Here is a 13,850-nt window from a genome sequence, read left to right as displayed (position 1 = left end):
GTCAGCGTCCCTCGCGCGACAGGCGCGGATTGAGCGCATCGTTGAGCCCTTCGCCGATCAGATTGAGGCCGAGCACCGAGATCAGGATGGCGACGCCGGGAAATACCGTGATCCACCACGCTTGGCGGATCACGGTGCGGCCGGCGCCGACCATGTAGCCCCAGGAAATCAGATTGGGATCGCCGAGGCCGAGGAACGACAGCGAGGATTCCAGGAGGATCGCGGTCGCCACCATCAGCGAGGCCAGCACGATCACGGGCGACAGCGCGTTCGGCAGGATCTCGCGCAGGATGATCCAGCTGTTGCTCTGGCCGGTGACCACGGCGGCCTGGACATATTCGCGTGTGCGCAGCGACAGCACCTCGCCGCGGACGAGGCGTGCCACCGGCGGCCAGCTCACGATGGCGATCGAGGCCACGATCGAATAGATCGAGGGCTGCAGGATCGCGACCAGCACGATCGCCAGCGCGAAGCTCGGAATGGTCTGGAAGAACTCGGTGAAGCGCATCAGGGCGTCATCGACCTTGCCGCCGAAATAGCCGGCCATGGCGCCGATCGGCACGCCGACGATCAGTGCGACCAGCGTGGAGACGAGGCCGACCAGCAGCGAGACCCGTGCGCCGAAGATCATGCCGGCGAACACGTCGCGGCCGAGCGCGTCAGTACCGAGCGGCACGGTCGAGAGCGTGAACGGCGGCAGGAACGGCCGCTGCACCATGCGCCACGGCGAGTTCGGGAACAGCATCGGTCCGAACACCGCGACGGAGATCGCAAGCAGGAGGATGACGAGCCCGATGACCCCGCTCGGGCTCTTCAGCATCGATTTCCAGAACTGTTTCATGAGGCGAATTCGATGCGTGGATCGACCAGCCGGTAGACCAGGTCGGTGATGAGGTTGAAGATCAGGACCATGGCGGAGCAGATCACGAAGACGCCGAGCAGCAGATTGTAGTCCCGCTGCAGCAGCGCGTCGTACATCAGGCGCCCGATGCCCGGCCAGGCGAACACAGTCTCGGTGATGACGGCGCCGCCGATCAGCGTGCCTGAATGGACGCCGGCGAGCGTCACGACGGGAAGCAGCGCGTTGCGCAGCACGTGGCGGCGCTGGATCACGGCGTCGGAGAGACCTTTTGCACGCGCGGTCTTGACGAAGTCGAGCCGTTTCACCTCCAGCATCGAGGCGCGCGTCATGCGGGTATAGGTCGCCATGAAGAACAGGCCGAGCGTCATCGCCGGCATGATCAGGTGTTTTGCGACGTCGAGCGCATGAGCAGGGCCGGTGAGATTGGCGCCGACCGTCTCGTAACCGAAGCTCGGCAACCAATCCATGGTGACCGAGAACAGCAGGATGCCCATCAGCGCCACCCAGAAGATCGGCATGGCGTAGAAGATCAGCGCGAACACAGTGATGGCGGTGTCGAGGAAGGTGCCGGCAAAGCGCGCGGCGAAGGTGCCGAACAGGACGCCGAGCGCGAGCGAGATCGCGAAGGCGGTCAGTGTCAGCAGCAGCGTCGCCGGCAGCCGTTCGCCGATCAGCTTTGCGACTGGCGCCTGCTGGCGGAAGGAGAAGCCAAGGTCGAGCGTCACGACGCCCTTGACGTAGATGAAGAGCTGCTCCGGCAATGGCTTGTCGAGCCCGAACTTTTCCCGGAGCTGCTTGACGAAGACCTGATCGGTGGCCCCGGCCTCGCCCGCCATCACCATGGCGGGGTCGCCGGGCGCAAGCCGGATCAGGAAGAAATTGAGGACGACGATCGCGAGCAGGACGATCACGCCCTTCACGACACGCTGGGCAACAAAGGAGAGCATCTAGAGAGTCATGTCTTGGAGCGTGGCCTAGAGCCACGGTGACGGTGAACTCCCTCGCCCCGCTTGCGGGGAGAGGGTCGGGGTGAGGGGGATTCTCCGCGGGGACGGCGAGAATTGGACTCGCGGAGACTCCCCCTCACCCGAATGCGCGCAAAGCGCACATTCGACCTCTCCCCGCAAGCGGGGAAAGGTGAAAGGCGGCGCCTCACTTGTCGAGCCATGCGTCCTTGAAGCCGTCATTGACCCCGATCCCCGTGGTGATCAGGTTCTTGACCTTGCAACGCATGATGGTTGGGAACTGCAGCTCGAGCATCCAGGCCACCGGCACGTCCTCGACCAGGATCTTCTGCGCCTTCTCGTAGATCTCCTTGCGCTTGGAATCCGGCGTCGCGACCGCGCCGTCGGCGAACAGCTTGTCGATCTCCGGGTTGGAATAGCCCTCGACGTTGTTGAACATCTGGCCCTTGGCGATGGCACTGGAGACGTAGTTGCGCCCCACCCCGAGCGCGGGATCGCCATACTGGTACAGATATGTGAAGGCGATGTCGTAGTCCCACTCGGCGATCTTCTGGTTGCCGCCGGCAACGTCGGTGGCGATCGTCTCGATGGTCATGCCGACGTCCTGGAGATTCTGCTTCACCGCTTCGCCCCAGCGCTGCCAGGTCTCGCCATAGGCGAGCGGCAGCAGGCGGATCTTCTCGCCCTTGTAGCCGGCTTCCTTCAGCAGCGCCTTGGCCTTGGCCGGATCGTACGGATATTTCTTCACGTCGTCGGTGTAGAACTTGATGGTCGAGGCTGACGGGCCGGTCGCGACCTTGCCGAGCCCGTTCCAGATCACGTCCTTGGCGAAGTCGCGGTCGATCGCGTACATGATCGCCTGCCGCACCCGCTTGTCCGCGAGCGGCCCCTGGCGGTTGTTCAGCCACAGCCACGCCAGCGGCGAGAAGAACTCCCAGCCGGCGCCGGTGACGCAGGTGTCCTTCAGCTTGGACAGCCGCGGCACGTCGAAATTCTCGACCGAGCCGCCGGGCAGCACGTCCACCTTGCCGGTCTCATACGCCACCGCGCGCGCCGCGGCGTCGGGAATGACCTGCCAGTAGATCTCGTCGAGATAGGGCTTGCCCTTCTCGTGGTAGTTCGGGTTCTTGACTAGGCGGATGAACGAGCCCTTCTGCCATTCCTTGAACATGAAGGGGCCGGTGCCGACAGGCGCGTTGTTGTAGGGATTGGTCTTCCAGTCGGTGCCTTCGTAGAGATGCTTCGGCACCATCGGCATCGAGCCGACCTCGAAGATGCCGAGGAAGGGCCCGAACGGCTGTTTCAACGTGAACACCACCGTGTAGTCGTCGGGCGCCTCGACCTTCTCGACCTGCGCGAGATTGTTGCGGGCGCGCGCGTGGGTCTGCTTCAGCATCTCGATCGAAAACAGAACGTCGGCGGCGGTGAAGGGCTTGCCGTCATGCCAGGTCACGCCCTTCTTGAGCTTGAAGGTGTAGGTCTTGGCGTCCTCGCTGACGCTCCAGCTCTCGGCAAGCTCCGGCTGCGGCTCGAGCTTGGGGCTGTAGCGCAGCAGGCCTTCGAAGATGTTGCCCGACACCATCTGGGTCGGGCCGTTCTGGATCTGCGCAAGCATCAGGCCGGGTGGCTCGGGCTGGATCACGGCATTGATCGCGCCCCCTGTTTTCGGCGCTTGTGCCAGCGCCGGGGCCGTAAGGCCGCAAGCCAGGAGAAGACCAAGCAACACTCGTTTTGACATGTCGTATCTTTCTCAAGCGAGGCCAGCCGCACACGCTTCGCAACGTCCTGGCGCGCAAAGCGACGGTCGGCCCATCCCAGTCCCCATCCGATATCGAGGCTCACACAGTCTCGTTCGGCGCCGCAAGATGAAAGTCTCGACAGTGTTCGCACAAAAAAAGTACAGCGCGTCCTGTTTCTGCCGCGGGTCCTTCTGCGATGTCAGGCTGGCTCGCGCCGGGCGACCAGGCGGCCTCGCGGCAATGCCGGTCGTGATTGCACAAGCCTGCGCCTGCGACCAAAAGCATCAGGCCGTCATTCTGCGCCGAGCGCCCGCTGCAGCGCCGGCCAGCACCTCTTCCAATTTGTCCGCGGTGCGAAATATCGTCCTCGGAAAGGGCCGCGACGCCGCCGGTGAGTTCATGATGTGCTGCGAATTTGATCCGGATCAAAGCCGAGCCACCGTTGTTGCGATCGAATGGCAACTGGCGGGACGCGGCACTGCGCGTCCCGTTTCCTTGAGCCGTGAGACGATCCATGGACATTCTGACAACGACGATCCCTGCGGGTGACGATAGCGGGCCTGACGTCGCCGGCCTCGATCTCTCGTCGGAGGCGGGCGTGCAGCACTGCCTGCAATTGCTGAACAATGCCGGCCTGCGTCCGACGCGCCAGCGCCTGGCGCTCGGCCAGTTGCTGTTCCTGGGCGGCCACCGTCACGTCACCGCGGAGAGCCTCTACGAAGAGGCGATGGCGACGAACGCGTATCTGTCGCTCGCGACCGTCTACAACACGCTGAACCAGTTCACCGAAGCCGGCCTGCTGCGCCGGATCGCGGCCGACGGCATCAAGTCGTTCTTCGACACCGACACGTCCGTGCATCCGCACTTCTATCTCGAAGGCGAGGATATGCTGGTCGACGTTACCGACGGCCTGGCCTTCACCAAGGTGCCCGAGGCGCTTCCCGGCCACGAGATCGCGCGGCTCGAAGTCATCGTCCACCTGCGCCGGAAGAGAACGTAGCGCCGCGCCTTACCGTAACCCCGCCCGCCGAAATCCCTCCAGATAGTGCTCGCGATCCCCGTCATTGGCCCACGGCAGTTGCGTCGCGATCCAGTGCAGCGAGATGCCCGGTTGGGTGCGACGGAGCTCGCCGAGCGCCATCTCCGCAAGCGATCCGTCACCCGTCATGCCTGCGGAGACCGCGAGCACGCGGTAGGCGCCGGTGAGGTCGCCGCGATGGCGGATTGCCTCGCGCGCCAGCGCGATGGCCTCGTCATAATGCCGCTCGGTGAAGCGGGCATAGGCGGCGATGCCGTGATAGATCGCCAGTGACGGATCGCGCGGTGACAGCCGGATCGCCCTTTGCGCGGCCTCGAACGAATCCCGGGAACGTCCGGCATAGGACAGCGCCAGCGCGTAATAGCCCTGCGCCAGCGAGAAGTTCGGATTGAGCGCGAGCGCCTGCTCGAACTCGGACAGCGCGTCCGCAAGCCTGCGAGTCGAGAAGCAGACGCTGCCGAGCGCGGCATGCGCCCAGGCGTCCTCATGGTCGCAGCGCACCGCGGCGAGCGCGGCGGCTTCCGCGACCGGGGCAACCGCGGCCAGCTCGGCCCAGCCGAGATGCACGCCGAACATGGCGTTCACGGCCAGCACCGACAGCGCCTGGCCGTAGTTCGGATCGATGGCAATTGCGCGCTCGAGCAGCCCCCGGGCGGCGTCGTGATCCTGCCGGGTCACGCGCCAGTAATGCGACAGCGCACGCATCAGCAGGTCCCAGGCGTCCAGGCTCGCGGGCGGCTTGCGATGGGCGCGAAAATTCTCGGCCGCGTGGATCTGCGGCTCGATCGCCGCGGCGATCGCGTTGGTGATTTCGTCCTGCACGGCGAAGACGTCGACGAGCTCGCGGTCATAACGCTCGGCCCAGAGATGATTTCCCGACACGGCGTCGTTGAGCTGCGCGGTGATGCGCACCCTTTTGTCCGCCTTGCGCACGCTGCCTTCGACGACGTAGCGGACGCCGAGCTCCTCGGCGATCTGCCTGATGTGGACCGCGCGCCCCTTGTAGGTGAAGGACGAGTTGCGGGCGATCACCATGAACCAGCGCTGCTTCGACAGTGCGGTGAGGATGTCTTCGCTGATCCCGTCGCCGAAATAGTCCTGCGCGGGATCGCCGCTCATGTTCTCGAAGGCGAGCACCGCGATTCCAGGGCGGTCCGTCACGTGCGGGGGAGCCGGCTTTCCTTCCGTCCGGGCGGGCGAGGCTGCCGCTTCTTCCCGGACCTCGCCGACGAAACGAAAGCCCTTGCGAGGAATGGTCTTGATCAGCCGCTGGGCCGCGCCGTCGTCGCCAATCGCCTTGCGCACGGCGTTGATCCGGCTGTTCAGGGCGGAATCCGAGACGATGCGGTCGCCCCAGATCTGGCTGATCAGGTCACTCTTGCTGACCACACGCGCGCGTTGCGTGACCAGATAAAGCAAGAGATCGAACACTTGCGGCTGCAATGGAACGGCTGCTCCGGCGCAGGTCAATTCGCGCAGATCGCCGTCCAGCACGTTGTTTTCAAAGAAAAATCGCACGTTTCCGTCGTCTCAAGCAAAAATCAAAGTCGTCTCAGGCGAAAATCAACCCTCCGCGAAAGTTCCGGGACGACCGATCCGGCATGGTGCGACGACCAAACTGTGTCGATGTCTCGGCACAACGGAGCATTTCATGACCCAACTTGATCAACAGGTTCATTCTATCGGCCCGGAGGTGACGGGCTCTCGCATTTTCAAGTTCATCGCCTTTCTGTACGGAATTGCGGCATATCTCGTGTTTTTCGTCACCATTCTCTACGCCATCGGCTTCGTCATGGGGGTGATGGTGCCCAAGACCATCGACACCGGAAGCGACTCGTCGACGGTCGAGGCCCTCATCGTCAACCTCCTCCTGATGTCGCTGTTCGCCCTTCAGCACAGCGTGATGGCACGCAAGCAGTTCAAGGCCTGGTGGACGCAATTCGTGCCCAAGCCGGTTGAGCGCTCGACCTATGTACTGTTCGCGAGCCTGTCATTGCTGCTCCTGTTCTGGCAATGGCGCCCGCTGCCGTCGGTCATATGGAGCGTCGAGAATCCGGATGTTGCCGTGACACTGGTCACGCTGTCCTTCGCCGGCTGGGTGCTGGTCTTCACCTCGACCTTCATGATCAACCATTTCGAGCTGTTCGGACTGCATCAGGTGACCGACCATCTCGCCGGCAAGGAGGCGGCGCCGCCGCGCTTCAAGACGCCGCTGCTCTACAAGTTCGTCCGCCATCCGATCTATCTCGGCTTCATCATCGCGTTCTGGGCGGCGCCGACCATGACCGCTGGCCACCTGCTGTTCGCGGCCGTGACCACGCTCTACATCTTCGTCGGCATCGCGCTGGAGGAGAACGATCTCGTCGATCTCTTCGGCGAGGAGTATCGGCAGTACAGGCAACGCGTCTCCATGCTTATCCCCTGGCGCCGGTCGGTATAGTCTCGGCCTCGCCCCGCGCGTCCACCGAAAGGAGAACGCGCGGGGCGCCGACGCGCAATGATGATCCCAAAAAAAGAACGGAGACGCCCAAATGAAACATGTCGGAAACTGCTTCTGTGGCGCGGTCACGGTCGAGGTCACGGGTGCACCGGAGGCGATGGGCTATTGCCATTGCCGCTCCTGCCGCTCCTGGTCGGGCGGTCCGGTCAACGCCTTCAGCCTGTGGAAGCCCGAGGCAGTGCGCATCACCGAAGGCGCTCAGAATGTCGAGACCTTCGTCAAGACGCCGCTCAGCCAGCGCAAATATTGCAGGAAGTGCGGTGGTCATCTCATGACCAACCATCCGCCGCTCGGTCTGGTCGACGTCTTCGCCGCCACCATCCCGACGCTCGCGTTCACGCCCGGCGTCCACGTCAACTATGCCGAGACCGTGCTGCCGATGCGCGACGGCCTGCCCAAGCTGAAGGATTTTCCGGCCGAGTTCGGCGGCAGCGGAGAGATGATGCAGGAGTAGCGGCGCCTGTATCTGGAGGCGATCCTTGCGGCCATCCTTGGTTGACTCGACTGCCGCGGTTCGTGTCACCTCCCCCGTTTGCGGGAGAGGTCGGCGCGTCCGGGCGATGCGAAGCATCGTCCCGCGCGCCGGGTGAGGGCTTCCTCCTCTTGAGGACTGTCCCATTGCGGAAGCACCCTCTCCCCAACCCTCTCCCCAACCCTCTCCCGCAAGCGGGAGAGGGAGCGCAGCTCCGTCGTTGCAACGATCAAGCCTCATCGCATCGCGCTTTAGCCTCCGCGCGATTCAACGACCTTGCGGCAGGAATCCGAGAGCTTCGACTTGTTCTCGCGCAGGCAGGCGTTCATCTGCGGCGGCTTGCCGATATGCTCGGCGCAGAATTTGCTGGCGTCGCCGCGGCAGGCCATTTGCTCCTGGATCGATGGGCCGGACTGTGCAGCAGCCGGCAGGGCGGCAGCAGTGAGCAGCAGCGCGGCAAGAACCGAAATTTTCATAAAGCACCTCTTTGGAATTCTCGTTGGTCCCGACCGGGATCAATCGGGCCGGACCATTCCGCAAAGGCCGGGCGCCGGTCCATGCCATGTTCATGGCAGCGGCGAGCCCTTCCGGCCGGGCAGGGCTATCGCATTTGCGCCTTCACCAGAGGTCGTCATGCCCGGGCTTGTCCCGGGCATCCACGTTCTTGTGCTGCGTGGCAAGGCGTGGATGGCCGGGACAAGCCCGGCCATGACGATGTGGAGACTATCGTGCCCAAAAGTGTGCTGCTCATATGCGATAGCCCCGCCCGACCGCGGTACCCCCATCTTCATGGCATGTATCCCAGCACCGACTTTTGCCATTCAGGCTGCACCTCGGCTGCGAAAACCGGTGATTGCATCGGGACGCCGAACGGGAAGCAGGAGAACAAGATGTCGAAGAGAGCTGGAGCGCTGAGCGCCGGGCTGACGATCATGGCCCTGGCGGGCGCGGCGATGGTGTCGCTGGGCACGAACCCGGCGCAAGCGGTGGTCTATTGCAAGACCGTCGGGGTGCCCAAGGGCTGCGTGGTGCGGCCGACTGCGGCGGTGGTGGTCGCGCCGGGAGCTCCGGTTGCGCGGGCTGCGGTGGCGACCCCCGGTGTCGGCGCGCCCGGCGTCGGCGTGCGCGCAGGTACGCCGATGAATCGCGGCGGGCCGGTCAATCGCGTCGGCGTGCGCTGACCTGTCTTTCACCTCGCCCCGCTTGCGGGGAGAGGTCGAATTCGGGCGTAGCTCGAATTCGGGTGAGGGGGACTCTCCACGAGTCCAACTGCGTCCGTCCTCGCGGAGACCCCCTCACCCCGACCCTCTCCCCGCAAGCGGCGCGAGGGAGAAGAGTTCGGGCCAACGGAGCCTGCGGAAGAACCCCCCGTCCTCCGCAGGCAATCACCCGGCCCGTCCCCTCTCTCCGTGCGCCCCACACGTCCGGAGAGGGGGCTTTTCAGCCCGCAGCCATGTCGCTGTCGGGAAAACGCTGCGGCAATTGCAGCCGCACGCGCGTGCCGGAGGCATCCGAGCTCAGGTCGAGCACCGCGCCGCAACGCGCGGCACGGCTTCTCATGTTGCGCAGGCCGCGCGCGGTTTGGCCCGTGCCCGCGGCCTCGCAATCGCCGGCCAGCGCAAAGCCCCGGCCGTCATCCGTCACGCTGATCACGCCGTAAGGCCCCAGGCCGCCGTCATGCGTCTCGATGGTGACCGCGACGTGGCGGGCCTGTGCGTGCTTGGCCGCGTTGGTCACGGCCTCGTCGAGGATGCGCACGATCTGGATGACGTGCCATGGCCTCAGCTCGGGATGCAGCGGCAGGCCCTGCGGCGTCGCCACGCGCCAGTCGAGCGCGATGTCGTGCGGCCGCAATTGCGCGGTCGCGCGCTCGCGCCAGGAGCCGAGCGCGAGCATCAGGTCGCCGCCGATGTCGTCCATGGAGTCGATGACGAGGCGCAGATCCTTCAGCGCCGCGCGGGCCGCGTCCGTGATGGTCGCGCCCTCACTGCCGCGCTCGGACAATGCGACGATGCTCACGAGCTGGCCGCCGAGGCCGTCGTGCAGGTCCCGCATCAGGCGCGTGCGCTCGTTGGCGAGCGCGGCGGCGCGGGCGCGCTCCTCCTCGCGGGCGAAGCTCGCCTTCAGCCGTTCCTCGGCTTCGCGCACCCGCGTCACGAGCTGCCCGGCAAAGCTGTCGACCTGGTTCAACGCGCGGGCAAAGCGCCAGGTCAGCCCGGCGCCGATCGCGACCAGCATCGCCGAATAGGACAGGCGCGAGACGAAGATGCGATCGTTGGTCTCGATCTCGAGCACCGTGAGCATGTCCTGGATCCAGCAGACCAGCACGATGGTCACCGCGCAGCCGATCATGAAGCTCGCCGCGTCCTGCCGCCGTACCACCGCGGCAGCCGTGACGCAGGCCATCAGGAACAGGCAGAGCCCGACGGTGGGAATGCCGAGCACCAGGAAGAGGATCCGCGGCAGCGGCGGGCCCCCGATCAGCCCGACCACGAACACGAGGATGCCGGGCACGAACAGCAGCGTGCCGTAGCGCGGCCAGCGCCAGCCGAAGAACAGCACGCCGAACACGACGACCAGCGCGCTCTCGATCGGCGCGGACGCCAGCAGCACCGCGGCGAGCCGGGATGCGGTGGCCGGCGGTACCGGCGCCTGCGCGAACGCCTGCACCACGCCGAGCACCATCGCCACCGCCAGCACGCCATAGACCGGCTCGCGGCGCCGCATCAGCCACATGATCGCGAGGATGACGGCCAGGATCGCCTGCCAGGCGGAGAACACCACCGGCAGCGTGACGAACAGCAGCGTGCGTGTCTCGTAGGCCGGGCGCAAGGCGGCATCCGGCCCGACATAGACGGTGTCGAGGAAGCCCTTGAGCGGTCCCCACACGAACAGCCGCACCGTGATCTCGTTTCCGCCCTCGCGCAGCAGCGAAGCGGGGATGAATGCGATCTGCGGCGTGTTGCGGTCGGGCCGGTTGGCATTGGCGTCGCGCCGGGAGTCGAGCACGACGACGCCGTTGACGGCGACCTCGACCGCGTTGCTGAAGCGCGGCAGGAACACCGACCAGCCCGAGGCCGCATCGCCGCTCTGGAAGGTGAAGGCGCCGGTGTAGAACGGCGGGTCGGCCAGGGAGTAGCGCGACGAGGTGAAATGCGGCAGCGTCACGGGGCGCGTGACGCCGTCCTCCCGTAGCGCGAATCCGCCGAGCGCAAAATCCTCGGGGTCGCTCGGCTGGAGCAGCCGCAAGCCGAGAATGGTGGCGATCACGATCAGCGCCTGGAACAGCAGATAGGGCACGAGGCGCGAGGCCAGCAGCCGGCGCCGCGCGGGTTTGGCCGGTGCCTCCGTCGGTGCTTTGGCCGCGGTCTCGCTCACAGCTTGATCAGGCCCTGCTGCACCGCCTCGAACACCGCTTCGCTGCGCGTGTGCACTTCGAGCTTGCGATAGATGTTCTTGATGTGGCCGGGCACGGTCTGCCTGGACAGGCCGAGATGGCTCGCGATCTCGGCATAGCTGAAGCCCTTCGCGATGCCCCAGAGGATGTCGATCTCGCGCGGGGTGAGCCTCGCCGTATTGAGCGCGGGCCCGGGCGGCGGTTCGGCCGAATTCTGTGCGACGCCTTGCGTTCTGCGCACGATGAAACGGGCGATCGAGGCCGAGATCGGCGAATGTCCCGCGACCAGGTCGCGCACGGTGGTGGCGATGTCGGTGGGGAAGGCGTCCTTGAGCAGATAGCCGGTGGCGCCGACCGTGATCGCTGAGATCACGCTCTCCTCGTCGCCGAGCGCGGAGATCACCATGATCTCGGTGTCGGGGAAGCGCTGGCGGGTTTCGCGGATCAGCTCGACGCCGTGGCCGTCGGGCAGCCGCAGGTCGGTCAGCAGCACGCGCGGCGCGCCGACGCCCAGAGCCTGCCGCGCCTCCGCAAGCGTGCCGGCGCTACGCACCTCGTAACCGGCCTTGACCAGCGCATCCTGGAGCCGCCAGCAGGTCGGCGCGTCGTCTTCGACGAGGAGGATGGTGATGGCCTCACCCGTCTCGCCCTGTTCGGTCATGATCATCGTCCCGCGACCCGCGTGTCCCCCGCGGCGCGAGGCAAGTTTAACCGCAGCGCGGATGCCGCGACACCCATAATCATGGGGGCGGCGACAACTTGGTCCCGAGGTCAGGCGCGGATGGACGGTCGTTGGTTGCGCCGAGGCTAGAGCGCGTACTCATCCGCGCCGCACTCAGGGCGCGGATGAATCCACTCTGCCTCCGACACCGGCCCATGACGGCATCTCACCAGATGTCCGAGTTGTCACATCAGCAGACTTAAACGGTCTGCAAACCTCATTCCTGGAGAGGCACGAACCTAGACGACGTTGTGTTACCATGGCTAGCATGTTTCGCTTCAGAATCCCGCCCACCGTTCTGCTCGTCCTTATCGTTGGGGGCACGTCCTGCATTTACGTGTTTTTCGGCCTCTATCTACTGATCGCACTGATTGCGTTAAACTTGGCCTGCCTGCTGTGGGCCCCGATCGCGAGATGGCGCGGGTGGGGCGCTGAAGGGCGGCTCACGAGACACCTCAGTCGTCCCCGGTTCGAAGACGAAAGCCGCAGAGCCAGTTAGGCGCGAGCGCATACGTACTCCTAAGGACGAGGGATGACGGTTTCAGAGGAAGTCCGAGTTTGGCGGTTGCGAGCGCGAGGCTTTGCAGTTGCTGGAGCTCTATGTCTCGCGTTGATTTTCTTGCTGAAGATTCTCGGTCCAACCGAGTTCGTGAAAAGCTCGATTGGTCCGCTTGTTCTGGTGCTCGTCTTGCTTTGGCTCTACGGGCTATATTGCACCTACCGATATTGGAAAGATTTTAGAGAAGATGAAATACGACGCGGCGGATCAGCGGAAACCGCTCGCGAAAAATGGCATAATCTGCACCCGCCCCCAGGCTAGATGCTGGTGGGCGGCAATGGCTCAACAGCGCCGGTTTGACCGGCGCCGTATCACTTCCGGTCTGCCCGATCAGGGGACCATATATCTGAGCGGAACCGAGCTTCGCCTTCGGGCCACAATCTGCCGTCCAGTTTTTAGATAAACTTGAGATTGCTCAGCGGATACAAGCTTAAGCTTGAGTGGGCTAAAAGGATTTGGGTCTTGCTATCGGAGAGGCTCGATGACGCTCTTCCAAGGGCTAGTGGTTCTCGGTGGGATCGCTTTGTTAGCCATCATTTTTGTAGGGTTCGTCAAAGGCGACAGCGTCAAACCGGATGATACCCCAGAGAGGTTTTCCGGTGGAGGTCCCGGCGGCGATTTCTCGAACTAGCATGTTTGTCCGTTTCGTAGTTGGCACCGACCGTGAGAATCACCGATGGCTGACGGGTATCATCACTGAGGCGCGCCTGCTTCGCGATGGCGGGCAACTCGCCCCTTATCAAGCGGCTTGGCTGGAAGATGCGTATGCGTGGCTGAATGCCCATCTACCTTGTCCGCCATTCTCAACGAGCAACTGGGGACCAGAAGCGGTTTCTTGGTTTAAGGACACGGCCGAACCCTCGATCAAAAAAATGTGGGAAATCGCGGTTCTGCTCGAGGAGCATGGCACCGCAGTGCGCCTTCTCAGATCGAAGAACCCAGGAAAGATTATCTATGAGGACGACTTCCAGATCGTAGTTCGTGAGTGGAAGCGCCTTTAGGCGGGAGCCGAACGCCCATGTCTCCTTTGGGTCTTGGTCGTGTAAAAACGCCGGTCGCTAGGCAGTCGAGCGGAAGTCATGATCGCTTGGTGTCAGGCCGCGATCGCAGCCATCAGCGGCTTGATCCCGACGATGTTCATGACCCGTGTCAGATTGTAGGCCAGGACGGAGAGCGCCATTTCGGCCGCCACTTTCGGAAGCGTTTTGGTCAGGAAGTGTGTCGCTCCCATGCGGGCTTTCATGGTGCCGAACGGATGTTCGACTGTTTCGCGACGCTGACGCATGGCGTGCGGGTTTGCATCAAGGCGATGCTGCACAGCCTCGAGCAGATGCTCATGCTCCCATCGCGTAAGCCGCCGTTCTGACCCAGGCGTGCATTGGGTCTTGAGCGAACAGCTTTGACAGGCCGTCGTCCAGTAGCGCCGCAGCACCTTGCCGTCTTCTTCATTCGTATAGCGATATGACAGCCGCTCCCCGGCCGGGCAGCGATAGGCGTCCTCCTCTGGCAAATAGGCAAAGTCCTGTTTACCGAAGCGTCCGTCTGCCTTAGCGCCGGACGTTAGCGGTTTGGGCAGAGTTACTGTGATGCCTGCTT

15 protein-coding genes are annotated in these 13,850 nt (G+C 64.3%); 7 read left to right on the top strand and 8 right to left on the bottom strand.

All coding sequences use genetic code 11. The features are described 5' to 3' along the window. Position 1: 1 nt before the first annotated feature. The 3 genes from H1B27_RS34335 to H1B27_RS34325 all read right to left on the bottom strand — a co-directional run bounded on the left by H1B27_RS34335 (position 2) and on the right by H1B27_RS34325 (position 3,565). Positions 2-841, bottom strand: coding sequence for an ABC transporter permease (locus H1B27_RS34335; RefSeq protein ID WP_061882459.1), 840 nt, complete (start codon positions 839-841; stop codon positions 2-4). Further along, entirely contained in the window at positions 838-1,809 is a 972-nt protein-coding gene (locus tag H1B27_RS34330) for an ABC transporter permease (protein ID WP_061882458.1), read from the bottom strand. Before H1B27_RS34330 ends, H1B27_RS34335 begins: the two co-directional genes overlap by 4 nt. Positions 1,810-2,014: 205 nt before the next feature. Beyond that, entirely contained in the window at positions 2,015-3,565 is a 1,551-nt protein-coding gene (locus H1B27_RS34325) for an ABC transporter substrate-binding protein (RefSeq protein WP_061882457.1), read from the bottom strand. Between the two features lie 127 nt (positions 3,566-3,692). Between H1B27_RS34325 and H1B27_RS34320 the strand changes: the two genes are divergently transcribed. Further along, positions 3,693-4,115, top strand: coding sequence for a hypothetical protein (locus H1B27_RS34320; protein ID WP_197969083.1), 423 nt, complete (start codon positions 3,693-3,695; stop codon positions 4,113-4,115). Beyond that, positions 4,081-4,566, top strand: a complete 486-nt coding sequence (gene irr / locus H1B27_RS34315; RefSeq protein ID WP_197969082.1) for a Fur family transcriptional regulator Irr — start codon at positions 4,081-4,083, stop codon at positions 4,564-4,566. The genes H1B27_RS34320 and irr overlap by 35 nt, the downstream gene beginning before the upstream one ends. Positions 4,567-4,575: 9 nt before the next feature. Here irr and H1B27_RS34310 read toward each other — a convergent pair whose 3' ends face one another. After that, entirely contained in the window at positions 4,576-6,123 is a 1,548-nt protein-coding gene (locus H1B27_RS34310) for a winged helix-turn-helix domain-containing tetratricopeptide repeat protein (protein WP_197969081.1), read from the bottom strand. 133 nt (positions 6,124-6,256) lie between these two features. On the opposite strand from H1B27_RS34310, the gene mddA reads away from it, so the two are divergent. Beyond that, the gene (mddA, locus tag H1B27_RS34305; protein ID WP_197969080.1) at positions 6,257-7,045 is read left to right on the top strand and encodes a methanethiol S-methyltransferase; all 789 of its coding nucleotides are present in this window, start codon (positions 6,257-6,259) and stop codon (positions 7,043-7,045) included. 91 nt (positions 7,046-7,136) lie between these two features. Then, positions 7,137-7,559 carry a GFA family protein gene (locus H1B27_RS34300; protein WP_036040263.1) on the top strand — a complete coding sequence of 141 codons (423 nt, stop codon included), beginning with the start codon at positions 7,137-7,139 and terminating at the stop codon, positions 7,557-7,559. 269 nt (positions 7,560-7,828) lie between these two features. Here the strand turns inward: H1B27_RS34300 and H1B27_RS34295 are convergent, their stop codons facing one another. Further along, a complete protein-coding gene (locus H1B27_RS34295; RefSeq protein WP_061882453.1) occupies positions 7,829-8,053 on the bottom strand; it encodes a hypothetical protein in 225 nt (74 codons plus the stop codon). A gap of 414 nt (positions 8,054-8,467) precedes the next feature. On the opposite strand from H1B27_RS34295, the gene H1B27_RS34290 reads away from it, so the two are divergent. Next, complete coding sequence (locus tag H1B27_RS34290; protein WP_197969079.1) at positions 8,468-8,758, top strand: hypothetical protein; 291 nt, start codon at positions 8,468-8,470, stop codon at positions 8,756-8,758. A 259-nt stretch (positions 8,759-9,017) separates the two neighbouring features. Here H1B27_RS34290 and H1B27_RS34285 read toward each other — a convergent pair whose 3' ends face one another. Beyond that, positions 9,018-10,955 (bottom strand): sensor histidine kinase, encoded by a 1,938-nt coding sequence (locus tag H1B27_RS34285; protein ID WP_197969078.1) that lies wholly within the window; start codon positions 10,953-10,955, stop codon positions 9,018-9,020. Then, on the bottom strand, positions 10,952-11,635 hold the full coding sequence (locus H1B27_RS34280) for a response regulator (protein ID WP_061882693.1): 684 nt from the start codon (positions 11,633-11,635) through the stop codon (positions 10,952-10,954). Before H1B27_RS34280 ends, H1B27_RS34285 begins: the two co-directional genes overlap by 4 nt. Positions 11,636-12,735: 1,100 nt before the next feature. Here H1B27_RS34280 and H1B27_RS34275 point away from each other — a divergent pair. After that, positions 12,736-12,885 (top strand): hypothetical protein, encoded by a 150-nt coding sequence (locus H1B27_RS34275; protein ID WP_197969077.1) that lies wholly within the window; start codon positions 12,736-12,738, stop codon positions 12,883-12,885. 1 nt (position 12,886) lies between these two features. After that, the gene (locus tag H1B27_RS34270; RefSeq protein WP_197969076.1) at positions 12,887-13,255 is read left to right on the top strand and encodes a hypothetical protein; all 369 of its coding nucleotides are present in this window, start codon (positions 12,887-12,889) and stop codon (positions 13,253-13,255) included. Positions 13,256-13,347: 92 nt separating this feature from the next. Here H1B27_RS34270 and H1B27_RS34265 read toward each other — a convergent pair. Continuing rightward, positions 13,348-13,850 (bottom strand): transposase (locus tag H1B27_RS34265; protein WP_197969075.1); only part of this gene is annotated, 503 nt, incomplete at its 5' end.

This window comes from Bradyrhizobium diversitatis, assembly GCF_016031635.1.
Classification (GTDB): domain Bacteria; phylum Pseudomonadota; class Alphaproteobacteria; order Rhizobiales; family Xanthobacteraceae; genus Bradyrhizobium; species Bradyrhizobium diversitatis.
The sequence above is the reverse complement of the archived record's forward strand: the minus strand, read 5'-3'. Positions and strand labels throughout refer to the sequence as shown.